16 protein-coding genes are annotated in these 23086 nt (G+C 60.6%); 8 read left to right on the forward strand and 8 right to left on the reverse strand.

Features of this window, described 5'->3' with window-relative positions; genetic code table 11:
• Positions 1-233 precede the first annotated feature (233 nt).
• The gene (locus K0P33_RS03410; RefSeq protein ID WP_094949262.1) at positions 234-530 is read left to right on the forward strand and encodes a type II toxin-antitoxin system HigB family toxin; all 297 of its coding nucleotides are present in this window, start codon (positions 234-236) and stop codon (positions 528-530) included.
• The gene (locus K0P33_RS03415) at positions 527-928 is read left to right on the forward strand and encodes a transcriptional regulator (protein WP_094949261.1); all 402 of its coding nucleotides are present in this window, start codon (positions 527-529) and stop codon (positions 926-928) included. Before K0P33_RS03410 ends, K0P33_RS03415 begins: the two co-directional genes overlap by 4 nt.
• 5 nt (positions 929-933) lie before the next feature.
• Here K0P33_RS03415 and selO read toward each other — a convergent pair whose 3' ends face one another.
• The 4 genes from selO to K0P33_RS03435 form a co-directional block, all read right to left on the reverse strand.
• Positions 934-2397 (reverse strand): protein adenylyltransferase SelO, encoded by a 1464-nt coding sequence (gene selO / locus K0P33_RS03420; RefSeq protein ID WP_242154055.1) that lies wholly within the window; start codon positions 2395-2397, stop codon positions 934-936.
• Positions 2398-2445: 48 nt separating this feature from the next.
• Positions 2446-5784, reverse strand: a complete 3339-nt coding sequence (gene mscK, locus K0P33_RS03425; protein ID WP_242154057.1) for a mechanosensitive channel MscK — start codon at positions 5782-5784, stop codon at positions 2446-2448.
• Positions 5785-5841: 57 nt separating this feature from the next.
• Positions 5842-7584 carry a potassium/proton antiporter gene (locus K0P33_RS03430; protein WP_094949258.1) on the reverse strand — a complete coding sequence of 581 codons (1743 nt, stop codon included), beginning with the start codon at positions 7582-7584 and terminating at the stop codon, positions 5842-5844.
• 229 nt (positions 7585-7813) lie between these two features.
• Positions 7814-9439 (reverse strand): methyl-accepting chemotaxis protein, encoded by a 1626-nt coding sequence (locus K0P33_RS03435; RefSeq protein ID WP_094949257.1) that lies wholly within the window; start codon positions 9437-9439, stop codon positions 7814-7816.
• 278 nt (positions 9440-9717) lie between these two features.
• Here K0P33_RS03435 and K0P33_RS03440 point away from each other — a divergent pair, with 278 nt between their 5' ends.
• Both K0P33_RS03440 and K0P33_RS03445 read left to right on the forward strand, forming a co-directional pair.
• Complete coding sequence (locus K0P33_RS03440) at positions 9718-9948, forward strand: hypothetical protein (protein ID WP_242154058.1); 231 nt, start codon at positions 9718-9720, stop codon at positions 9946-9948.
• On the forward strand, positions 9945-10238 hold the full coding sequence (locus K0P33_RS03445) for a cell division protein ZapA (RefSeq protein WP_094949256.1): 294 nt from the start codon (positions 9945-9947) through the stop codon (positions 10236-10238). Before K0P33_RS03440 ends, K0P33_RS03445 begins: the two co-directional genes overlap by 4 nt.
• A 3-nt stretch (positions 10239-10241) precedes the next feature.
• On the opposite strand, the gene K0P33_RS03450 is transcribed toward K0P33_RS03445, so the two are convergent.
• Positions 10242-12044, reverse strand: a complete 1803-nt coding sequence (locus tag K0P33_RS03450) for an acyl-CoA dehydrogenase (protein ID WP_242154060.1) — start codon at positions 12042-12044, stop codon at positions 10242-10244.
• Positions 12045-12257: 213 nt separating this feature from the next.
• Complete coding sequence (gene putA, locus K0P33_RS03455) at positions 12258-16211, reverse strand: trifunctional transcriptional regulator/proline dehydrogenase/L-glutamate gamma-semialdehyde dehydrogenase (protein WP_094949254.1); 3954 nt, start codon at positions 16209-16211, stop codon at positions 12258-12260.
• An 81-nt stretch (positions 16212-16292) separates the two neighbouring features.
• On the opposite strand from putA, the gene K0P33_RS03460 reads away from it, so the two are divergent.
• Together K0P33_RS03460 and putP are read left to right on the forward strand one after the other, a co-directional pair.
• Complete coding sequence (locus K0P33_RS03460; RefSeq protein WP_242154062.1) at positions 16293-16529, forward strand: hypothetical protein; 237 nt, start codon at positions 16293-16295, stop codon at positions 16527-16529.
• Positions 16530-16672: 143 nt separating this feature from the next.
• Positions 16673-18157: a sodium/proline symporter PutP gene (gene putP / locus K0P33_RS03465; protein ID WP_094949253.1), complete on the forward strand. Its 1485-nt coding sequence runs from the start codon at positions 16673-16675 to the stop codon at positions 18155-18157.
• Positions 18158-18234: 77 nt separating this feature from the next.
• Here the strand turns inward: putP and K0P33_RS03470 are convergent, their stop codons facing one another.
• Positions 18235-18723 (reverse strand): DUF2165 domain-containing protein, encoded by a 489-nt coding sequence (locus K0P33_RS03470; protein WP_242154064.1) that lies wholly within the window; start codon positions 18721-18723, stop codon positions 18235-18237.
• Between the two features lie 187 nt (positions 18724-18910).
• On the opposite strand from K0P33_RS03470, the gene K0P33_RS03475 reads away from it, so the two are divergent.
• Together K0P33_RS03475 and K0P33_RS03480 are read left to right on the forward strand one after the other, a co-directional pair.
• Positions 18911-20929: a type VI secretion system tip protein VgrG gene (locus K0P33_RS03475; protein ID WP_094949251.1), complete on the forward strand. Its 2019-nt coding sequence runs from the start codon at positions 18911-18913 to the stop codon at positions 20927-20929.
• Between the two features lie 15 nt (positions 20930-20944).
• Entirely contained in the window at positions 20945-21670 is a 726-nt protein-coding gene (locus K0P33_RS03480; RefSeq protein WP_094949250.1) for a DUF4123 domain-containing protein, read from the forward strand.
• Here the strand turns inward: K0P33_RS03480 and K0P33_RS03485 are convergent.
• Positions 21656-22933: an O-acetylhomoserine aminocarboxypropyltransferase/cysteine synthase family protein gene (locus K0P33_RS03485; protein WP_242154066.1), complete on the reverse strand. Its 1278-nt coding sequence runs from the start codon at positions 22931-22933 to the stop codon at positions 21656-21658. The genes K0P33_RS03480 and K0P33_RS03485 overlap by 15 nt on opposite strands.
• Positions 22934-23086: the final 153 nt, after the last annotated feature.

The following is a 23086-nucleotide window of genomic DNA, read 5'->3' on the forward strand; positions in this document are numbered from 1 at the left end:
GTGGGCTCCTTGGAATTGGCCATGGAGTGAATTTGGAGTCAGTGACCGGGTTTATCAAGGTGTGGAGCAAATGACTCATCCACTCACAGTTTGCCCAAGCTGGTGTGAGGCGGTCTATCTAAGCTGTCAGCGCTTGTTCTGTTTTACGCCATCTGTCTGTTTGCAAATATAGCAAATTGCGATAATTCGGATTCGGGTTTAACCTTCATAGCAAGATGCGATAAGGATGTTGCATGCGAGTGATCAGCGAGAAAAGGATCTGGGAAGCAAAGGAAAAGTGGCCACGTTCAGCAACGGCTTTGGATCAGTGGTATCGGGTAATGAAGCAAAACGCCCCCAAAGACTTCGCGGCGATGAAAGCCATGTTTCCCGCCACGGATAAGGTCGGGGAGTTTCATGTATTCGATATTGGAGGCAACAAGCTGCGGCTTATTGCTGGCGTGGAGTATCGGGCGCAGCGCGTTTACATCAAGCACCTGCTTGATCACCGCGATTATGAGAAAGATAAATGGAAGGAAAAAATAAGATGAGTGCGCTTATGCGAGTAGCGGCCGAACACTGGCAATTTGTTTCGCCAGTGATGCGCAAACCTGAAAACGAGGCGGACTACGACGCACTGGTGTGTGGTTTGGACGAGTTGTTAAGCCTGGTCGGCGAAAACGAGGACAGCCCGCTGATGAGCTTGGTAGATATCCTCAGTGACTGGATCGAAGCCTACGATCATGAGCATCGCCCAATGCCCGTCGCCAGTGGCGTCGACGTGCTGCGCTACATGATGCGCGAGCACGGTTTAAACCAGAGTGATCTGCCAGGTGTAGGTACACAGTCGGTTGTTTCAGAAATCCTGAGCGGAAAGCGCCAGCTCAACGTGCGGCAAATACGTTGGCTGGCGGAACGTTTCAGGGTGTCAGTGGAAACGTTTATCTAAAGGTTTTATGAAGAACAACTAATCTCCAAATGCTTACCCCAATCCGGCGGCCGCTGGGCGTATTGCTCCATCCCAGCCTGCTCTTCAAACGGCTTGCTCAGCACTTCATGCAGGCGCCGTACTTCGCTGTAATCGCCTGACTCGGCGGCGGCGATGGCGTTTTGCGCCAGATAGTTGCGCAGGATGTACAGCGGGTTTACCGCGTGCATGCGCTCGCGGCGTTGTGCTTCGCTGTAGTCGCCGTCCCGCGCAACGCGGGCCTTGTACTGCTCGGCCCAGGCATCGAACCCGGCGAGGTCGACAAAGTCATCACGCAGCCGCGCCACGGCCAGCGCCGTCGACTCATCGCCCAGGCGGCGGAAGAACAGCGTGTAGTCCACGCCGCTGTTTTGCATCAGCTTGAGCAACTGCTCCACCAGTTTCTGGTCATCCTCTTCGGCGATGGTCAGCCCTAGCCGGCGGCGCATCAGGTCCAGGTAATGGGCCTGATACAGCGGCAGGTATAGCCCGAGGGCTTCCTTCAAGGCGTCGACGCTGATAAACGGCGTGAGCGCCTGGGCCAGCGCGCTGAGGTTCCACTGCCCAATCGGCACCTGATTGCTGAAGGAATAACGGCCTTCGTGATCGGAGTGGTTGCAGATGAAGTGCGCGTCAAAGTCATCGAGAAACGCAAACGGCCCGAAGTCGAAGGTGATGCCGAGGATCGACATATTGTCGGTGTTCATCACGCCGTGGCAGAAGCCGTAGGCCTGCCATTTGGCGATCATTTCGGCATTGCGCTCGACGATTTCGCTGAACATCGCCAGGTACGGCTCGGGTTGCTCCATGCACTCGGGGTAGTGCAATGAAAGCACGTGTTCGGCCAATTCCTTCTGCTGCTCGGGCTTTTTGGTGTAGTAGAAATACTCGAAATGCCCGAAGCGGATATGGCTGTGCGCCAGGCGCAACACCATCGCGCCACGTTCCTGTTTCTCACGCCAAACCGGCGTGTTGGAGCCGATTACGCACAAGGCGCGGCTGCTGGGGATGCCCAAGGCGTGCAGGGCTTCGGAAGCGAGAAACTCACGAATCGAAGAGCGCAGCACCGCGCGGCCATCGCCCATGCGCGAGTAAGGCGTCAGCCCGGCGCCTTTGAGGTGCAGGTCCCAATGCTCGCCGGCTTGGTTGTACACCTCGCCGAGCAACAACCCGCGGCCATCGCCCAATTGCGGGGAGTAGCCGCCGAACTGATGCCCGGAATAGACCATCGCCCTAGGCTCCGCTTCGGCCCACAGCTTATGCCCGCTGAACAGCTCGGCAAATACTGGCGTTTCGGCCACCACCGGGTCGAGGTCGAGCAGGGCCATGGCCGCATTACTCGCCACCACCAGGCGCGGTTCGTCGAGGGGGTCAGGCAGTACGTGGGTCGAGAACGCGTCGCCCAGGCGTGCGAAGCGGTTGTCGAAGGTCAGTTCGTCGAGGGCTTTCACCGGCCATCTCCAGCAGAATGTCCGAGCATTCTGCTGGGGATAGGCGCGTTAGTCGAGTTTGCTCGGCGGCGGTTCTTGCGCGCCGCCGTCATTGGCGGGCTTGGCCGGGGTGTCGACTTCCACCAGTTTGTATTCCTGGCCGTGGAGGTTCTTGAGGTAGACCTCCATCTGGCGGAACGAGATGTTGATGTGGTGGGTCTTGAACTCGCGGTTGATAAAGCGGTTCACCTCGTCGATCACCGGGTTACGGTCACCGAGGTCGCGCACGTGCATACGCAGTTCATGGTCGAGGGTGCTTTCGCCGAAGTTGAGGAAGTACACATGGGGTTCCGGCTCTTTCAGCACGCGTGGGTTTTCTCGCGCGGCCTTGAGTAGCAATTCCTTCACCAGGTCCAGGTCGGAGCCGTAGTCCACGCCCAGTTTCAGGGTGACCCGGGTGATGGTGTCGGTCAGCGACCAGTTGATCAACTGGCCGGTGATGAAGGTCTTGTTCGGGACAATGATGTCCTTGCGGTCGAAGTCGGTGATGGTGGTGGCGCGGATGCGGATCTTGCTGACCGTGCCCGACAGGTTGCCGATGGTGATGGTGTCGCCGATACGCACCGGGCGTTCGAACAGGATCATGATGCCGGAGATAAAGTTGGCAAAGATCTCCTGCAATCCGAAGCCCAACCCCACCGTCAAGCCTGCCGCCAGCCATTGCAATTTGTCCCAGCTCACGCCGAGCGTGGACAAGGCGGACACGAAGCCGATGCCGGCAATCATGTACGACAGCAAGGTGGTGGTTGCATACGCGCTGCCTTGGGCCAAATCCAGCTTGGACAACACCAGTACTTCGAGCAAGCCGGGCAAGTTGCGCGCCAGGGCAACGGTTATGCCGACGATGATCGACGCTCCCAGCAAGTCGCCGATACTGATCGGCACCATGCTGATATTGGCGCCGGTGCCGCTGGAGTATTCGTAAAGAGTGATGTTGTCCAGGTAGGAGAACACGGTGATCAGGTCTTTCCACACCCAATACAGCGCCGCGATGAAACCGCCGAGCAAGGCCAGGCGGATCAGGCGCATGGACTGTTCGTTGACCTGCTCGATGTCCAGGGTCGGCTCTTCGATCACCGCTTCGCCATCACCGGCTTCCTTGGCCGCCTGGCGCTTGGCCAGGGCGCGCGCGTAGGCCAGGCGCCGTGCGGCAACGCCCAGGCCACGCACGAAGGTGGCTTCGACTACCAGCCAGAACATCAGCAGGTACAGGGTGTTGATCAAGCGGTCGCTGAGTTTGAGCGCGGTGTAGTAGTAGCCAAAGCACACCGCGATGAACAGGGCGACGGGCAGGGCGGTAAACACCAGGCCCATGGCTTTACGAAACAGAGAGGCTTTTTCGTGGGTCGGGCTGTGCAGCAGCAGGCGGCCCAGCAGCCAGGCCATCAGTGCGTAGCAGGTCAGCACCACGGCGATGCCCAGCACGTCGTCGGCCAGCGCCGCCGGTTGGTGCTCGGCGATTGCCACCACGGCCACCAGGGCCAGTACCACCAGCCCGAGCTTGCGCACCCAGCCTTGGAGGAATTGGACCTGGGTTTTTTCCCAGCGGAAGTGCAGTTCCGCCACGCCGCCCTGCGCGAGGATGCGGTAAGCGGTGTAGAACACCAACCAGGCCTGGGCGATTTGCAGCAGGGCCGAGCCCAGGTTGGCGTTTTGCCCACGGGCGTCGATTTGCAACGCGTAGCCGCACAGCGCCAGGCCCAGGGAGACCGGCATCGCCAGCAAGATATTGATCAGGATAGCCTGCGGCGTGTGCCATTGGCTGTCGCGCTTGAAGTGGCCGATGTCCAGATGGACCTTGTTCAGCCGTTGGTACAGCGCTTTGCGCCGCCACAACAGGGCACCGATCAACAGCAGCAATGGCAGGAACAGCAGCGGGCGCTGGGTCAGGCCGTCATACAGTTCGCTGACGCTGGAGGCCCATGGCAGGGTGGTGACTTGCTTGCTCAGGTGCGCCGGTACGGTTTCCAGCCACTCGGTGTCCAGCGGCTTGTTGCTGGGGATCCAGAACATTTGCTCGTCGAGTGTCGCGCGCAGGGTGGTGGTGGTGCTGAGTAGTTGTTTTTGGTTCAGTTGCAGGGTGATGGATTCGTTCAGCAGCGCGCTCAGTTCACGGCTCAGGCGCTCCAGCAGATCGCTACGGGTGATCGCCAGTTCCAGTAGGGTGCGGCGTAGTTGCGGGGTGACGTCATCCGGTGGCTGATTGGCCAGCAAGTTATCCACATAGGCGCTGGGGGTGTTGATTTTCTCGCGTTCCTGGTTGATCTCGAACTGGTACAGGCGAATGTTGGCGATATCGTCCGCCAGGTCGCGATCGACCCTGAGGCTTGGCAGTGCTTGTTTCTGCTTATAGAGAATCTTGGAGAGCAGCAGGCTGCCCTTGAGCACGTTGATCTGCTCGTCCAGCGCTGAGTCGCTTTGGGTCACGGTGTCCAGTTGCTGCTTGGTCTGCAGGTTTTTCTGGGTCAGGTCGTTGAGGCGGTCGGTGCTTCTGAGCAGGTAGTCGGACAGCTTCAGGTTGGCTGCGCTTTCGGTGGCCAGCAGGCTGCTGCCGCCAGCTTTCTGCGCTTCGATGGACTGTTGGGTAACGGTCTGCTGGGACTGGGCCAAGCGTTTCTGGTTGATCAGGGTTTGCAGGTCCTGGATTTCCTGCTCCAGGCGGCTGGTTTTCTCCGTCGCCAGGTCGCGCTGGCTGTTGCCCAGATCTTGCAGTTGGCTGTTGCCCGCCAGTTCCTGGCGGCGCAGAGGAATCAAGGCGTTGAGGGCGGCCAGTTCGGCGTTCAATACGTTGCGCTGGTCGCCAGTGAGGGGCTTGCCGTTATCTTTGCCCGCCTTGAGGATCGAATTGATCTGCTGGATGCGGGTCTGGCTGCTGCTGATTTCAGTCTGGGCGCGTTCGGGGCGGGTCTGGGCGGCGATAGACATGCTGTTGGCGTCAGACATGTATTTTTGCAGGTCGCCTTGCTGTGTCGTGCGCTGCACCAGTAATTGCTCAAGCTGCGGCACCGGCAGAGTGGCATAGCGTTGCGTCACTGGGATGATTTTGGTGGCCTTGAGCCTGGCCAATTCACGCTGGTTGTCGGTTGTCTGACGCGGGGCGTCTTCCAGCTGGCGCTTGAGGTCGATGAGGCGCTGTTCGTAATCCTGTTTGTTGCCCAAGTAAGTCAGGGTCTGTTGCAGGATGGTTTGCAGCGCCTTCATGTCGGCGTCAGGCAGCTTGCGGTCGGGCAGCTTGTCCAGGGTTTGCTGGATGGCCTCGGCGCTGGGTGGGTCGGCGGCGTAAACGCTGCCGACACAAAGGGTCAGGCCCAGCAGGGCGGTAGCTAAAAAGGTGCGCAGAGTCGTCATGGATACCGGTCGAACAAGGTAAATAAGGTGGGGGGCGTGGCGCCAATAGCCCGCAGTTTAGAGGAAGAGTCCAGGGCCTGGACGACTTCCTTCGGGGAATTTGACGCCGACTTTTCCGATTCTGTTCCCGTCCATGACCGCGACGGTCCACAGCGTGTTGTTCCATTCCACTTGGTCGCCCACAACCGGCGCACCGCCGACCTTCTGGGTGATGAAGCGGCTCAGTGGCATATCCGGGTCGATACCTTCGAGTTTGAGGCCGTAAAGGGCCGACACCGCGCCCAGCTGGGCGTCGCCTTCGAGGACGAAGTCGCCGAAGAAGCGCAGGTCGAGGCCGCGTTGCGGGGCCTGGCTGAACAGTTTGCCCAGGGCCGGCAAGTTGTGTTCGTGGCCGATCACGCAGAGCAAATCGTCGACTTCAAGCACCGTACTACCCGACGGATGGAGCAGTTGCTGGCCACGGAACAGCGCGGCGATGCGCGTGCCTTCGGGCATTTTCAGTTCGCGCAGGGCTGCGCCGATGCACCATTTTTCCGCGCCCAAGCGGTAGACGAATAGCTCCCACTCGCTCGTGACGTGGACTTCCAGGGCCGCGCGGGAGATCGGCGCAGGGTCCGGCGGTACGGTCACTTTCAGCAGCTTGGCTACCCACGGCAGGCTCGTGCCCTGCACCAGCAGCGAGACCAGCACGATAAAGAACGCCAGGTTGAAGTACAGCTGCGCGTGGGGCAGGCCGGCCATCAGCGGGAACACCGCCAGAATGATCGGCACCGCGCCGCGCAGGCCTACCCAGGCGATAAAGGCTTTTTCGCGACCGTGGAACGCCTTGAACGGCAGCAGGCCGACCATCACCGACAGCGGCCGCGCAAACAGGATCATCCACAGTGCCAGGCCCAACGCCGGCAGGGCGATGGGCAGCAAGTCATGGGGCGTGACCAGCAGGCCGAGTACCAAGAACATGCCGATCTGTGCCAGCCAGGCCATGCCGTCGAGCATATGCAAAATGCCATGACGGCTGCGCACCGGGCGGTTGCCGATCACCAGGCCGCACAGGTACACGGCGAGGAAGCCGCTGCCGTGCAAGGCGTTGGTCAGGGCGAACACCACCAGGCCGCCGGCGATTACCAGAATCGGATACAGGCCGGTGGCCAGGTTGATGCGGTTGACCATCTGCAGCATCAGCCAGCCGCCGCCCAAGCCGACGATGCCGCCGATGCCGAATTCGCGGATCAGGTGGGTCAGCAGGCTCCAGTGCAGGCCGGTCTGGCCTGTGGCGAGCATGTCGATCAGGGTGACAGTGAGAAACACCGCCATCGGGTCGTTGCTGCCGGATTCGATTTCAAGGCTGGCGGTGACCCGCTCGTTCAGGCCCTTGCCGCCCAGCAGTGAGAACACGGCGGCGGCGTCGGTGGAGCCGACGATGGCGCCGATCAGCAAGCCTTGAATGATATTGAGGTCGAACAGCCAAGCGGCGGCCATGCCGGTGAGGCCGGTGGTAATCAACACCCCCACCGTGGCCAGCGACAACGCCGGCCAGAGTGCCACGCGGAAACTCGCCACCCGTGTGCGCAAACCGCCGTCGAGCAGGATGACTGCCAAGGCGAGGTTGCCCACCAGGTAGGCGGTTGGGTAGTTATCGAAGATGATGCCGCCGCCGTCGACGCCGGCGAGCATGCCCACGGCCAGGATGATCACCAGAATCGGGATACCTAAGCGCGACGAAAGAGAACTCACCAGAATGCTCGCACCCACCAGCAACGCGCCGATCAAGAACAGGCTGTTGATGGTCGTCGCATTCAAAGGCAGTACTCCAGAGCTGGGAAGACGGGGCGCAAACTGACCATGCAGTCTGCGTGCCAGCGATTCTAACCTGTTGAATTGCTGCGCTGTCAAAAAGCTTTTGTGGGAAAACGCTGCTCAATGTGGGAGCTGGCTTGCCTGCGATTGCGGTGTATCAGTCACTGGGGATATTGACTGTTAGATTGCTATCGCAGGCAAGCCAGCTCCCACAAGGGGGCACCGGTGTCAGTTAAAGCCTGAACCGCCCCACCATCCCATTCAAATCCACCGCCAGGCGCGACAGCTCACTGCTCGCCGTACTCGTCTGGCTGGCGCCCGTCGCCGACTGCACCGACAAGTCACGAATATTCACCAGGTTACGGTCCACTTCGCGCGCCACCTGCGCCTGCTCTTCCGCCGCGCTGGCGATGACCAGGTTGCGCTCGTTGATCTCCACAATCGCGGTGTTGATGGTATCCAGTGACATCCCGGCGCCTTTGGCGATGTTCAGCGTCGATTCCGCGCGCTCGGTGCTGTTGCGCATCGAATCCACGGCATGCTCGGTGCCGGTCTGAATGCTGCCGATCATCCGCTCGATCTCGCTGGTCGACTGCTGGGTGCGATGGGCCAACGCCCGCACTTCATCGGCTACCACGGCAAACCCGCGGCCGGCTTCACCGGCCCGCGCGGCTTCAATCGCGGCGTTCAGGGCCAACAGGTTGGTCTGGTCGGCCAGGCCGCGAATCACGTCCAGCACTTTGCCGATGTCGCGCGATTCATTCGCCAGGTCGCCAATCAGCGTAGCGGTGGCTTGCACGTCGCCGCTCATGCGTTCGATGGCGCTGACGGTTTCCTGCACCAAGTCACGGCCGTCACCGGCGGAGGTGGTGGCGGCGCGCGAGGCTTCGGAGGTGCTTACCGCATTGCGCGCAACTTCCTCGACGGCGCTGGTCATCTCGTTGACGGCGGTGGCGGCTTGTTCGATTTCGTTGTTTTGCTGGGTCAGGCCACGGGCGCTTTCGTCGGTGACGGCGTTCAGCTCTTCGGCGGCGGACGCCAACTGGGTAGCGGAACCGGCAATGCGTTGCAGGGTGTCGCGCAGCTTGTCCTGCATCTTGGCCATGGCAGCCAGCAGGCGGCCGGCTTCGTCGTTGCCGTCGACCTTGATCGGGCGCGTCAGGTTGCCCTCGGCGACTTCTTCAGCCGCTTCCAGGGCTTGGGCGATCGGCAAGGTGATGCTGCGGGTCAGCAACCAGGCGAACAGCAACGTCAGCGCCGTGGCAACGATCAGCAGGCCCACCACCAGCTTAAAGGCCATGTCGTATTGGTCTTTGGCTTGCTGGTTGCTGGCGTTGGCCATCGCGTTATTGATGTCCAGCAGGCGCGTCAGCACCGCGTTGACTTGCTCGGAGTTGCTCAGCAGCTCGGTGTTGAGCATGGTGCGCAGCTCGTCGATCTGGTTGGCGCGAGACAAGCTCTTCATGCGCTCTTCGATCTGGTGGTACTGGCCGAGCAAACGCACGTATTCGTCATAGGCGGCGCGTTCTTCGCTGCTCTCGATGACTTTTTCGTAGACGCCCTGGGCGGTACGGATCTGCTGGTTGCGCAGTTCGAAGGCTTCCAGGGTCTTTTGCTGCACGTCCGGCTCGCGGTTGGTCAGCAAGCGGTACGACAACACCCGCAGGCGCAGGGTCAGCTGGGTGAATTCGTCGAGGGCGCGAATGCTTGGCACGCTGGACTGGGCGATGTCTTCCGTTGCCGCACGGATCTTGCTCATTTGGTTCAGGGCAAACACACCGAGAAACAACATGAGTGCACCAATAAACGCAAAGCCGAGGAAAGCCCTCGGAGCGATATTCATATTACGAAGAGACATGCTGGAATCCTGGGGAGAAGCGCGATCCGTGCGGCCACGAGACGGGGTGTGCATCTGTTATCGGCCATGCGACTAAAGTCTTAAGGGCGCGCGCGTTTTTATTGCATCTGACGAGGGGTTGGGGGGGATTCAGGAACCAGATGGGGTAAATGCAGTCACTAAGGGTCGAAAGCGCGGCCCGGCCCTTAAAAAACGGGCTGCCGGCCTGGGATAACCCTGGCTTCCGAGGTGAATTTTCTTTATCGTCACCGCCCTTTTAAAAAGCCCGAGAAATCAAAATGTTAGAAGCATCCCTCAGCCAATTGGAACAACTGGTCAGCGACCTGGTACAGCAAAATCAGAACCTGCTGGGCAGCAACGAATCCCTCAAGGCGGAACTGGCCCGCGCCAAGGACGAAAACGACAGCCTGCAACTGAACCTGATGGAACAGGAAGAAAAGCATGGCGCCACCGCCGCGCGCATCCAGGCACTGGTTGAGCGTGTGAGCGCAGGTCCTGTCGGCGCATGAATGAAGGGATAAAGGTCGTTTCGATTCTCGGAGAGGATTACTCGATCAAGGCGCCGGACGGGGAAGATCAAACCCTGATGCACGCCGTGACCATGCTCAAGGCTTCCCTGGCCACCACCAAGAAAAAGTACCCGACGCTGATCGGTGACAAGTTATTGGTACTGGCCGCGCTGAACCTGTGCGCCGAGCAGATCGAAATGCAAAAGCAGCACCAGCAGGAACTCGACCGTTACCAAGAGCAAGTCAGCGCCACGGTCGACGTCATCGCCAAGGCTATCGGCCAGCCTTAGCGGTTAGAACCACGCATCCTGCATCCCCAGGCACGTGTCATCGCGTGCCTCCAGAATCGCCAGTTCATGATGGCAGCTCGGCACTTCCCAGGTCAGGAAGTACCGAGCGGCCTGGAGCTTGCCTTTATAGAAGGCAACATCGGCCGCATTGCCCTTGGCCAAGCCTTCCTCAGCGCGAATCGCCTGCTCCAGCCAGCGCCAGCCAATCACCGTGTGCCCGAACACCTTCAAGTACAGTGCCGAATTCGCCAGGCTGCTGTTGACCTTGCCTTGGGCGAGGTCGGTCAGCAGGCCAATCGTCACGCTTTGCAGGCGGTTAACTAACTGTTCCAGGGGGTCGCGCAGCGCCGTGAGTGACGGGTACTGCTGCGCCCGCGCGCCGGTTTCTGCGATCAGGCGGATCAGTTGCTTGAGGCCCGCGCCGCCGTTCTGCGCGAGCTTGCGCCCGAGCAAATCCAGGGACTGAATACCGTGGGTGCCTTCGTGGATCGGGTTCAGGCGGTTGTCGCGGTAGTACTGCTCCACTGGGTATTCGCGGGTGTAGCCGTGGCCGCCGAGGATCTGGATTGCCAGTTCGTTGGCCTTCAAACAGAACTCCGACGGCCAGGATTTGACGATCGGTGTGAGCAAATCGAGCAGTTCGTGAGCTTGCTTGCGCGCGGTGTCGGTTTCCAGGGTGGTGGTGTCATCGAACAGCCGCGCGGCGTACAGGCCGAGGTCAAAGGCGCCTTCCACATAGGCCTTCTGCGTCAGCAGCATGCGCTTGATATCGGCGTGCTGAATGATCGAGACCGGCGCGGTGCTGGGGTCTTTGCTGTCGGGCAGGCGACCTTGCGGGCGTTCGCGGGCGTATTCCAGTGAGTACAGGTAGCCGGCGTAACCCAGCATCACTGCGCCCATGCCGACGCCGATGCGCGCCTCGTTCATCATCTGGAACATGCAGCTCAGGCCCTGGTGCGGTTTGCCCACCAGATAGCCGACGCAGTTACCGTTATCGCCGAAGTTAAGTGCCGTGGACGTGGTGCCGCGCCAGCCCATCTTATGAAACAGCCCGGCCAGCAGCACGTCGTTGCGCGCGCCCAGGCTGCCATCGTCGTTGACCAGGAACTTGGGCACGATAAACAGCGAAATGCCCTTCACCCCGGCCGGCGCGTCCGGCAACTTGGCCAGCACCATGTGCACGATGTTTTCCGACAGCGGATGGTCGCCACCGGAAATGAAGATTTTGTTGCCCTTGAGGCGATAAGTGCCGTCAGCCGCCGGCTCTGCCCGTGTACGAATATCCGACAGCGACGAGCCTGCATGTGGCTCGGTCAGGGCCATGGTGCCGAAGAAGCGGCCCTCGATCATCGGCTGCAGGAAGCGCTGTTTCTGCTCCTCGGTGCCGAAGCTTTCAATCAGGTTGGCGGCGCCCATGGTCAGAAACGGATAGGAAGTGGACGCTGCGTTCGCTGACTGGAAATGCGCGAAACAGGCCTGGGACAGCAGGGTGGGCAGTTGCATGCCACCGGCTTCGAAACTGCGCGCGGCGTTGAGAAAGCCGGCTTCGAGGAACGCGTCCACGGCAGGTTTGACGTCTGGGATCAGGATCGCCTTGCCGTCTTCATAGCGCGGTTCGTTTTCGTCGTTCTTGCGGTTATGCGGCGCGAAGTACTTTTCGGCAATGTTGCGCGCCGTGCTGATGGCGGCATCGAAGGTCTCGCGGTTGTGCTCGGCAAACCGCTCGCGCTGAGTCAGGCCCTCGGCATCGAGGACTTCGTACAGCTCGAAAGCCAGATTGCGGGAACTGAGCAGCGTCTCGGACATGGCGGCTTACCTTTTAGGGAATGGCCTGAGTCTAAGCGTGCGAATAGAGGCTGGATAGCAAGATTGATTTGCGTGATGGAGAGGCAGAACAGCGGCGGGGGATTTGAAATGCGGTCAAATGTGGGGGCGGGCTTGCTCGCGAAAGCGGTGGATCAGTCAATGCATCTGGCGACTGACACTCCGCTTTCGCGAGCAAGCCCGCTCCCACATTAGTTAGCCAATGGTCATCAGGCTGGCGTTACCCCCCGCCGCAGCGGTGTTAACACTCAACGCACGCTCGATCACCAGGCGCTCCAGCGCAATCGCCGTTTCACCCTGCGACAAACCATGCACCCCAACAATCGCTCCGCCACGCTGTGCCACTTGCTGGCACACCGCACGCAGTTGGTCGGAGTCGCCGTGGTGCAGGACTGCGTCGAACACCACTTCGTCCTTGGTCCAATCGGGCACGCGCTTGATCTTCGCCTGAATTTCCTTCGGCAGGCGTGGGAACACTGCCTTGGTCAGGTCAGTTTCCGGCCATACCGCCGAACCGCCGACGGCCAACACTGCTGCCAGTTGCGTCAGCAAGTCACCTTCCACTTCCGCCAGGCACAGCACGTGCTCGCGGGGCAGGATGGCGTAACTGTTGCGCTCGCCGGTCGGGCCGGCCAGTTGGCGGGTGATACCGCTTTGCGATTGCGCGGCGAACTGATTGCACAGGGCGCTCAGGTCGCTGAACTTGTTGCTGTCGGCCCAGGTTTTCAGGGCGGTCAGCGGTTGGCTCATGGCATCACGCAGACGCACGTCCGGTGCGGTCAGCTTGTCGCCACGTACGAAGGATTGCTCGATCGCATCGGTAGGACGAGTCGACAGCAGACGGTACAGGTACAACGGCCCACCGGCTTTCGGGCCAGTGCCCGACAGGCCTTCGCCGCCGAATGGCTGCACGCCGACCACGGCGCCGACGATGTTGCGGTTCACGTAGACGTTACCGGCATGCACGTTGTCGATCACCTTGGCGATGGTCTCATCGATGCGGGTGTGCACGCCCAGGGTCAGGCCGTAGCCAGAAGCATTGATCTGCGAAATAAGCTGGTCGATCTCTTTACGCTTGTAACGCACCACGTGCAGCACGGGTCCGAAGATCTCGCGTTGCAGTTCGTCGAAGCTTTCCAGCTCGATCAGGGTTGGCATCACGAAGGTGCCGCGCTTGATCTCTTCGCCGTCGGCAATTGCCACTTGGTACACATTGCGGCCTTTGTCGCGCATGGCCTGGATGTGTTTCTCGATGCCGGCCTTGGCTTCGGCGTCGATTACCGGGCCGATGTCCACCGACAGGCGCTCCGGGTTGCCCAGGCGGCATTCAGCCATGGCGCCTTTGAGCATTTCGATCACGCGGTCTGCCGAATCTTCCTGCAGGCACAGGACGCGCAGGGCCGAGCAGCGTTGGCCGGCGCTGTCGAAAGCCGACGAGACAACGTCGATCACGACTTGCTCGGTCAGCGCCGAAGAGTCGACGATCATCGCGTTCTGGCCGCCGGTTTCGGCGATCAGCGGAATCGGACGGCCCTGGGCATCCAGACGACCGGCGACGCTGCGTTGCAGCAGGCGCGCGACTTCGGTGGAGCCGGTGAACATCACGCCTTTGACGCGATCATCACCGACCAGGCGCGCACCCACGCTTTCGCCCTGGCCAGGCAGCAGTTGCAGTACGCCTTCCGGAATACCGGCTTCGAGCAAAATGCGTACGGCTTGTGCCGCCACCAGCGGGGTTTGCTCGGCAGGCTTGGCCAATACCGGGTTGCCGGCCGCCAGTGCCGCAGCGACTTGGCCACTGAAAATGGCCAGCGGGAAGTTCCACGGGCTGATGCAGACCACCGGGCCCAGTGGGCGGTGGGCATCGTTGGTGAAGTCGTTGCGTGCCTGCACCGCGTAGTAACGCAGGAAATCCACGGCTTCGCGCACTTCGGCGATGGCGTTGGCGAAGGTCTTGCCGGCTTCGCGGGCCAGCAGGCCCATCAGCGGCTGGATCTCGCCTTCCATCAAGTCGGCGGCGCGCTCCAGGATCGCGGCGCGCTCGGCGGGCGGGGTGGCCTGCCAGATCGGGCCAGCGTTGATGGCGCACTGGATAGCATTGTCGACGTCTTCGACGGTGGCTTCCTGTACGTGGCCGACCACGTCACGCAGGTCGGACGGGTTCAGCACCGGCGCAGCCGCTTCATTGCTGGACGCGCAGCCCAGCATCGGCGCAGCTTTCCAGTCGTTATGGGCGGTGGCCAGCAAGGCGCAGGACAACGACGCCAAGCGGTGTTCGTTAGCCAAGTCGATACCGGCCGAGTTGGCGCGGTCGCTGCCATACAGGTCACGCGGCAGCGGAATACGCGGGTGCGGCAGGCCGAAGCCGCCTTCCAGCGTGGCCATCTGCTCGATGTTGGCCACTGGGTCGGCCACCAGCTCCTGAATCGAGATGGTGTGGTCGGCGATGCGGTTAACGAACGAGGTGTTGGCGCCGTTTTCCAGCAGGCGACGCACCAAGTACGCCAGCAGTGTTTCGTGGGTGCCGACCGGTGCGTACACGCGGCACGGACGGTTCAGCTTGCCATCGGAAACCTTGCCTACAACTTGCTCATACAGCGGTTCACCCATGCCGTGCAGGCATTGGAATTCGTACTGGCCGGGGTAATAGTTCTGGCCGGCGATATGGTAAATGGCCGACAGCGTGTGGGCGTTGTGCGTGGCGAACTGCGGGTAGATGACTTCCGGCACCGACAGCAGTTTGCGTGCACAGGCGATGTAGGAAACGTCGGTGTACACCTTGCGGGTGTAGACCGGGTAGCCTTCCAGGCCTTCGACTTGGGCGCGCTTGATTTCGCTGTCCCAGTACGCGCCTTTTACCAGGCGGATCATCAGGCGATGGCGGCTGCGGCGCGCCAGGTCGATGACGTAGTCGATCACATACGGGCAACGCTTCTGGTAAGCCTGGATCACGAAACCGATGCCGTTCCAGCCGGTCAGTTGTGGCTCGAAGCACAGGCGTTCGAGCAGGTCGAGCGACAGCTCCAGGCGGTCGGCTTCTTCGGCGTCGATGTTCAGGCCGATGTCGTACTGCTTGGCCAGCAAGGTCAGGGACAGCAGGCGCGGGTACAACTCGTCCATCACGCGCTCGTATTGGGCGCGGCTGTAACGCGGGTGCAGTGCCGAGAGCTTGATGGAAATGCCCGGGCCTTCATAAATCCCACGGCCGTGGGAAGCTTTGCCGATGGAGTGAATGGCTTGTTCATACGAGGCCAAGTACTTCTGGGCATCGTGTTCGGTCAGCGCGGCTTCACCGAGCATGTCGTAGGAGTAGCGGAAGCCCTTGGCTTCGAACTTGCTCGCATTGGCCAGGGCTTCGGCGATGGTTTCGCCGGTGACGAACTGCTCGCCCATCAGGCGCATGGCCATGTCGACGCCCTTGCGGATCATCGGTTCGCCGCTCTTGCCGATGATGCGGCTCAGGGACGAGGTCAAGCCCGCTTCGTTGTGGGTGGCGACCAGTTTGCCGGTCAGCAGCAGGCCCCAGGTAGCGGCGTTGACGAACAGCGACGGGCTGTTGCCCAGGTGCGGTTGCCAGTTGCCGGTGCTGATCTTGTCGCGGATCAGCGCGTCGCGGGTGCCTTTGTCCGGGATGCGCAGCAGCGCTTCGGCCAGGCACATCAGTGCCACGCCTTCCTGGGACGACAGGGAAAATTCTTGCAGCAGGCCCTGAACAATCCCGGCACGGCCGCCGGCGCTCTTCTGATTGCGCAGCTTCTCGGCAATCGAGGCGGCCAGCTTGTTGGTGGCCTCGGCCATCTGTTGCGGCAGGCGGGCCTGCTCAATCAGCATCGGCACCACTTCCGGCTCGGGGCGACGGTAGGCGGCGGTGATCGAGGCGCGCAGTACGGATTGCGGCAAGATGCTTTCGGCGAACTCCAGGAAGCACTGGTGGGCGTGGTCCGACTGGACTTCGCCTGCGTCTTCAGCGTCCTTGCTGCCCGAGCCGTTGAGCTCGGTCAGGGTTGCACCACCCTCGAGTTTCTCCAGGTAATTGAAAATCGCCTGCTTGATCAGCCAGTGCGGCGTGCGATCAATGGAGGTCGCGGCCGCCTTGAGGCGTTCGCGGGTCGGGTCGTCGAGTTTGACCCCAAGGGTGGTCGTAGCCATCTTTTTATCCTCATGGGTGCCACTACTGCGTGGCATCTGCTGGCGGCAAGATTAGCTTTGCGCATCCAGAGGTGCAACCGGGTGCAACCCAAATTGTTCAGGAAATTTTCGATCGTGATCGGGAAAAAATTCGGCCTTCGACCGAATCCGCTCCACAGTGGTGCATTTGCTTCTGACATTGGCTGTTCTTGCTCCGAAAAGGAGCAAAAAACCGCTGTTTTAGTCAAAACACACATGGGTGCAACTTATTCTCAAGAAACTGGTTGCACCTTATTTACTTTGTTGAATAGCATTCGTGCCCAAGGTGCAACCACCTGAAGGGTTCGGTTCATCGGCTGGCGGCTTTCCTGGGGAAACGTCAGTCATAAATGCGCGGCACGTCGTTTCGTCTACCCGTTTATCCACGGGTGGCCGTCTGACAGACCGTCGCTACATAAAAACAATGCCAGGGCGTCACTCTTATGAGCGTTAGCAATCCCACCCTGATCACGTTTGTGATCTACATCGCAGCAATGGTGCTGATCGGCTTAATGGCCTATCGCTCCACCAACAACCTCTCCGATTACATCCTCGGCGGTCGCAGCCTTGGTAGCGTGGTCACCGCCTTGTCGGCCGGTGCTTCCGACATGAGCGGCTGGTTGTTGATGGGCCTGCCGGGCGCTATCTACATGTCCGGCCTGTCGGAAAGCTGGATCGCCATCGGCCTGATCGTCGGCGCTTACCTGAACTGGTTGTTCGTGGCCGGCCGCCTGCGGGTGCAGACCGAGCACAACGGCGATGCCCTGACGCTGCCGGATTACTTCTCCAGCCGCTTCGAAGATAAAAGCGGCCTGCTGCGGATTATCTCTGCGGTGGTGATCCTGGTGTTCTTCACCATTTACTGCGCTTCCGGCATCGTCGCCGGCGCCCGTCTGTTTGAAAGCACCTTCGGCATGTCCTACGAGACCGCGCTGTGGGCTGGTGCTGCTGCGACGATTGCCTACACCTTTGTCGGTGGTTTCCTGGCAGTCAGCTGGACAGATACCGTACAAGCCACGCTGATGATCTTCGCGCTGATCCTGACGCCAATCATCGTGCTGCTGGCCACCGGTGGCATTGACACCACCTTCCTGGCGATCGAAGCCAAGAACCCCGACAACTTCAACATGCTGAAAAACACCAGCTTCATCGGCATCATCTCGCTGATGGGCTGGGGCCTGGGCTACTTCGGCCAGCCGCACATCCTCGCGCGTTTCATGGCGGCGGATTCGGTGAAGTCGATCGCCAAGGCACGTCGCATCTCCATGACCTGGATGATCCTGTGCCTGGGCGGCACCGTGGCAGTGGGCTTCTTCGGCATCGCTTACTTCTCGGCGCACCCGGAAGTGGCTGGCCCGGTCAATGAGAACCACGAACGTGTGTTCATCGAGCTGGCCAAGCTGCTGTTCAACCCGTGGATTGCCGGCGTGTTGCTGTCTGCGATCCTGGCGGCGGTGATGAGCACCCTGAGCTGCCAACTGCTGGTGTGCTCCAGCGCGCTGACCGAAGACTTCTACAAAACCTTCCTGCGCAAAAACGCCTCCCAGGTTGAACTGGTGTGGGTCGGCCGCGCGATGGTGCTGTTGGTGGCCCTGATCGCCATCGCCATGGCAGCCAACCCGAACAACCGTGTACTCGGCCTGGTGAGCTACGCCTGGGCCGGTTTCGGCGCTGCGTTCGGTCCTGTGGTGCTGATCTCGGTGATCTGGAAACAGATGACCCGCAACGGCGCCCTGGCCGGCATCCTGGTCGGCGCGGTCACCGTGATCGTGTGGAAGCACTTCGAGTTGCTGGGCTTGTACGAAATCATCCCAGGCTTCATCTTCGCCAGCCTGGCGATCTACTTCGTCAGCAAGCTGGGCGCACCGACTGCCGGTATGGTCGAGCGCTTTGATGCTGCGGAAAAAGACTACAACCTCAACAAGTGATTCGTCGGGTGCTGAGCGCCCGCTGAATTGAAAAAAGGCCCGCGTCCTAAGGATGGCGGGCCTTTTTTATGGGCGGTTCAGTCGGTATCCGGCTGATTAAGAAAAATCAGCACACCCAGAATCGCCATGTAGAACTTGAACGCCGCTTCCTGGCCATTCCACTGATGGGATTGCCACATCAGAAACCATTCGCCGCCCACCACCATAAAACCAAAAAACCACACCAAAAAGCCGAGCGCGAGGCCGGTGGTTGCGCCTGCTTTGGCGCGGTTGAACGCGATAGCCGGCGCGTGCCGAGCGCGCCACAACGACAGCGCACCCCAGGCCAGCAACAGTGCAGTAAGCGCCTCGCCCAGGATGATCAGCGCGTAGGCCGCGTGCCACAGCCCTGGCGTGGTGATTGAGCGGTACATAGCGGCGTTGTCGGGGAACGTGGTGTCCATGCTCAACACGTGTTTGACGAAGGCGAAGTTGGAGCCGTAGTCGGTGATGTTGTTGAACGCAACTAAGCCGGCGAAGGCCGCAAGGACGAGGGTCAGGATGATTTTTGCGTAGCGGGTGGTCATGCTTTTTCCAAAGGGCCGGCGAGGGGAGGAGCATTAACGCTAGCACGGACATGAGCGGCCTTCGACTCGGCTGAGTGAGGATTTTTGTACTCATGACGTAGGACCTTACTGATTTGCCAGCGGCACGCTCAGGTCGGCAAAAAGCTGGTGCAGAATCGGCCGCCTACCCCTCGCAGAGAAACACCGGATGTTCGCTCCTGCCAACGAAAGCGCGTTTACCCTGACCCTTGATGGGCAGCCCAGCGATCTCAAGGTCCGTGGGTTCATGGGTGATGAGTTTATTAGCCTGCCGTTTCGCGTTGACCTTGAACTGGTCAGCGAGCAAGCCGATCTGGACCTCGAGAGCCTGCTGCACCGTCAGGCGTTCCTGGGGTTTGACGCTCAGGGGCATGGCATTCACGGCCAGGTATATCGGGTGGCCCAAGGTGATTCGGGCAAGCGTCTTACCCGTTACCAGGTCACGTTGGTGCCGCAGTTGGCTTATCTGGAACACAGCACTCACCAGCGGATTTTCCAGAAAAAAACCGTGCCCCAGATCATTGCGCTGGTGTTGGAGGCCCAGGCTATCCAGGGGGACACCTTCGCGTTTCAGCTGAGCGGCAAGTACCCCGAGCGTGAGTACTGTGTTCAGTTCGGTGAAACCGACCTGGAGTTCATTCAGCGCCTGTGTGTCGAGTCTGGCATTCATTATCACTTCCAGCACAGCCCCGAGCGCCACCTGTTGGTGTTTGGCGATGACCAGAGCGTGTTTGCCCAGCCGGCTCAAACCACCCCGTATTCGCCCGGTTCCGGGATGGTCGCTGACACGCCTGCGATCAAGCAATTTAGCCTGCGGCTAAAGGCGCGTACCACCGGTGTGAACCTGCGAGACTACGATTTCAAGAAGCGGAGTCTGGTGTTGGAAAGCTCGGCCTCCAGCGGGCAACGTCCCGCCCTGGTCGAACAGCGCTACCCTGGGCACTTTGCTGATCGTGAGCATGGTAAGTACCTGGCGCAACGCCTGTTGGAGCGTCACCGCAGCGATTATCGCCAGGCCAGCGGTTTTAGCGACCAGCCGGCCTTGGTTACCGGGCAGTTCTTGAAAATGGCCGGGCACCCTCGTCAGGAATGGAATGATTTGTGGTTGGTAACCCAATTGCACCATTCAGGGCATCAGCCTCAAGTGTTGGAGGAGTCTGTCCCCGAAGACGATGGCGATGAATCACCTCCGGGCTACAGAAATGAATTTGTTATCACCCCTTGGGACGTGCCATTTCGAACGCCCCTGATCCTGTCGCGGCCGCAAATATCCGGCTACCAAAGCGCGGTGGTCACAGGGCCTGCCGACAGTGAGATCCATTGCGACGAATACGGCCGGGTCAAAGTACAGATGGCCTGGGACCGCGACGGCGAGCACAACGACCATTCCAGTTGTTGGCTGCGAGTCGCCAGCGCTTGGGCCCATGACCGTTATGGTTCGGTGCTGATCCCCAGGGTCGGCATGGAGGTGCTGGTAGGCTTCGTGAATGGCGACATAGACATGCCGTTGGTGATGGGCTGCCTGCCCAACGCGGCGAACCCTGTGCCCCTCGACCTGCCGGCAGACAAGACCCGCAGCATCTTGCGCAGCCACAGCAGCCCGGGGGGTGGTGGCTACAACGAGCTGCGCATTGAAGACCGCAAGGGCGCTGAGGAAATCTACCTGCGCGCCCAGCGGGATTGGACCCAGCACGTCTTGAATGACCAACAGGTGCAGGTCGATAACCAGCGCCGGGTGACGGTGGGCGGCGAGTCGCACCATGAGCTTCAAGGCGAAGAGCAACGCATTACCCACGGCAACCGCCTGACCGAGCTCAAGCAGGATGATCATCTGGTGGTCGGTGGTTCGCAGCAGGTGCGGGCAGGGCGGGCCATTCAGATCGGAGCAGGGCAAAGCATTGTTATCGACGCCGGCGCCAGCGTGACGATCCAGGCGGGAGGGCAGTCGATCACGCTTTCGGCGAGCGGCATATTCAGCAGCGTGCCGATTCAGCTTGGCGGCGTGCCGGCTGCCGCCGCTGCGCCGTTAATGCCGGGCATCAAGGAAAAGCTGCTGGCGGTTATTCCCGCCCTGCTCAGCCGCGTGCAAGTAGCCAGCCTGAAACGCAGTGCACCGTTTTGCGAAGAGTGTGAGCGCTGCAAGAACGGTCAGTGTGATATTGCCGAACATCTCCAGGCTCGACCTTAAAAGGAGTTAACCCTTATGCCTCAGCCTTTGGAACCTCGTGCCTGGCTGGACCAATACCCTTTGCTCGCCAATGAGCAGATTTTCGCCGTGCTGGGCAGTGCCAGCGACGCCAAGCCGTTTACCGCTTGGCAAGCGAAGGCAGGTGCAATGCCGCCCCAGCCAATCTGGGCAGGCACGGCCTATGCGCAGTGGAATGAGGTGATGCCTTACGTTGGCATCATCGAGCCAGGCAGCCCCTTCCTCGACTGGATCGCAACCACCGAAGCAACGGATTGGGGGTGGTTGGCAGTGTCGTCCAGCCCGCTGGAAACAGTGGTCGCGCATCTGCAAAGCCTGACCAAGGTGTTGCTGCCCGAGGGCCAGGACGTGTTTTTGCGCTTTTGGGATGGCGGCCAATTTCTGCCGATTGTGCAGAAATTGGGCGACGAGGCGGGGATGGTGTTGCCGGTATTTCAGCGTTACCTGATCAACCGCCAACCGCTGACGGTTGCGACAGGCCCGGTGGTTGCCGCCAAAACCAGCCCATGGTGGCGCGTGCCCGCCGTGGTGTTGGAGCATCTGGCCGCGCAATCACCCCAGGTGTTGATCAATAACCTGCTGCAATGGCTCGAAGAACAACGCCCCGACCTGTACACCGCCTTCAAGCCTGTGACCTTGCAGCACAAGGTCGCCTACTTCGTGCGCGGGGCGGATGTCAGTCATGGGGCGCTGGCTGACTATTTGACCTCAGAGTTGAGTTGAACCCAGCGCCTGCTGCAGATCCTCGATCAAGTCTTCAATTGCCTCGATGCCTACCGACAGGCGAATCATTTCGGGCTTCACGCCGGCCTTGGCCTGCTCCTGCTCATTCATCTGCCGATGGGTGGTGGACGCCGGATGGCAGGCCAGGGATTTGGCATCACCAATGTTCACCAGGCGTTTGAAGATTTGCAGGGCGTCGTAGAAGCGTACTCCGGCGTCGTAACCACCCTTGAGGCCAAAGGACAGAATCGCTGACGGTTTGCCCTGCATGTATTTCTGTGCCAATGCGTGGTGCGGGTGATCCGGCAGCCCGGCATAGCTGACCCATTCCACCTCGACGTGGCCTTGCAGAAACTGCGCAACCTTCAGCGCGTTTTCAGTATGGCGCTCCATGCGCAGGGCCAGGGTTTCCAGGCCTTGCAGCAATAGGAAGGCATTCATCGGTGCGAGGGCTGCGCCGGTGTTGCGCAGTGGCACGGTGCGGGCACGGGCGATAAAGGCGGCGGGGCCGAATTTCTCGGTGTAGACCACGCCGTGATAGGCCGGCTCGGGGGTGTTGAGACCGGGGAATTTCTCTGGGTACTTCGTCCAGGGGAAGGTGCCGCTGTCGACGATGACGCCGCCCAGGGAGTTGCCGTGGCCGCCGACGTATTTGGTCACGGAGTGCACCACAATGTCGGCGCCGAACTGGATAGGTTTGCACAGGATTGGCGTTGCCACGGTGTTGTCTACCATCAGTGGTACGCCGCGTGCGTGGGCGACATCGGCCAGGGCTTCGATGTCGATGATGTTGCCTGCGGGGTTACCGATGCTTTCGCAGTAGACCAGCTTGGTGTTGTCATCGATCAATTCGGCGATGGCCTCGGCGCAGTCGTCGCGGGCGAAGCGCACATCGACGCCAAAGCTTGGCAACAGGTGCGCGAACAGGGTGTAGGTGCCGCCGTAGAGCTGCGGCGTGGTGACGATATTGTCACCCGCGCGGGTCAGCGTCTGGATCGCGTAATGGATCGCGGCGCTGCCAGCTGATACGGCTAGGGCGGCGATACCGCCTTCAAGGGCGGCAATGCGCTGCTCCAGCACGTCGTTGGTGGGGTTCATGATGCGTGTGTAGATATTACCGGGCACGTCCAGGTTGAACAGGTCGGCGCCGTGCTGGGCGTTGTCGAATTCGAAGGCGACGTTCTGGTAGATCGGCACGGCGACGGCCTTGGTGGTCGGGTCGGATTTGAAGCCGTGGTGCAGTGCAATGGTGGCGTCTTTCATGATTGTTATTGACCTCCTTGGTTTCCTTGAGCGCCCCGTACACGGTGGGCGCTGGCTTGCCTGCGATAGCATCACCGCGGTGCAAGGGTAATACCGCGTCGCCTGCCTCGCGGGCAAGCCCGTTCCCGCAGGGGCGATTAGACTGTTTTCGGC

Source organism: Pseudomonas sp. ArH3a (genome assembly GCF_022648765.1).
Classification (GTDB): domain Bacteria; phylum Pseudomonadota; class Gammaproteobacteria; order Pseudomonadales; family Pseudomonadaceae; genus Aquipseudomonas.

What these genes read in the sequence shown, in the direction of transcription:
- K0P33_RS03410 (WP_094949262.1), top strand. Translation starts at nt 234, where the DNA reads ATGCGAGTGATCAGCGAGAAAAGGATCTGGGAAGCAAAGGAAAAGTGG.
- K0P33_RS03415 (WP_094949261.1), top strand. Translation starts at nt 527, where the DNA reads ATGAGTGCGCTTATGCGAGTAGCGGCCGAACACTGGCAATTTGTTTCG.
- mscK (WP_242154057.1), bottom strand. Translation starts at nt 5,784, where the DNA reads ATGACGACTCTGCGCACCTTTTTAGCTACCGCCCTGCTGGGCCTGACC.
- K0P33_RS03435 (WP_094949257.1), bottom strand. Translation starts at nt 9,439, where the DNA reads ATGTCTCTTCGTAATATGAATATCGCTCCGAGGGCTTTCCTCGGCTTT.
- K0P33_RS03440 (WP_242154058.1), top strand. Translation starts at nt 9,718, where the DNA reads ATGTTAGAAGCATCCCTCAGCCAATTGGAACAACTGGTCAGCGACCTG.
- K0P33_RS03445 (WP_094949256.1), top strand. Translation starts at nt 9,945, where the DNA reads ATGAATGAAGGGATAAAGGTCGTTTCGATTCTCGGAGAGGATTACTCG.
- K0P33_RS03450 (WP_242154060.1), bottom strand. Translation starts at nt 12,044, where the DNA reads ATGTCCGAGACGCTGCTCAGTTCCCGCAATCTGGCTTTCGAGCTGTAC.
- putA (WP_094949254.1), bottom strand. Translation starts at nt 16,211, where the DNA reads ATGGCTACGACCACCCTTGGGGTCAAACTCGACGACCCGACCCGCGAA.
- putP (WP_094949253.1), top strand. Translation starts at nt 16,673, where the DNA reads ATGAGCGTTAGCAATCCCACCCTGATCACGTTTGTGATCTACATCGCA.
- K0P33_RS03470 (WP_242154064.1), bottom strand. Translation starts at nt 18,723, where the DNA reads ATGACCACCCGCTACGCAAAAATCATCCTGACCCTCGTCCTTGCGGCC.
- K0P33_RS03475 (WP_094949251.1), top strand. Translation starts at nt 18,911, where the DNA reads ATGTTCGCTCCTGCCAACGAAAGCGCGTTTACCCTGACCCTTGATGGG.
- K0P33_RS03480 (WP_094949250.1), top strand. Translation starts at nt 20,945, where the DNA reads ATGCCTCAGCCTTTGGAACCTCGTGCCTGGCTGGACCAATACCCTTTG.
- K0P33_RS03485 (WP_242154066.1), bottom strand. Translation starts at nt 22,933, where the DNA reads ATGAAAGACGCCACCATTGCACTGCACCACGGCTTCAAATCCGACCCG.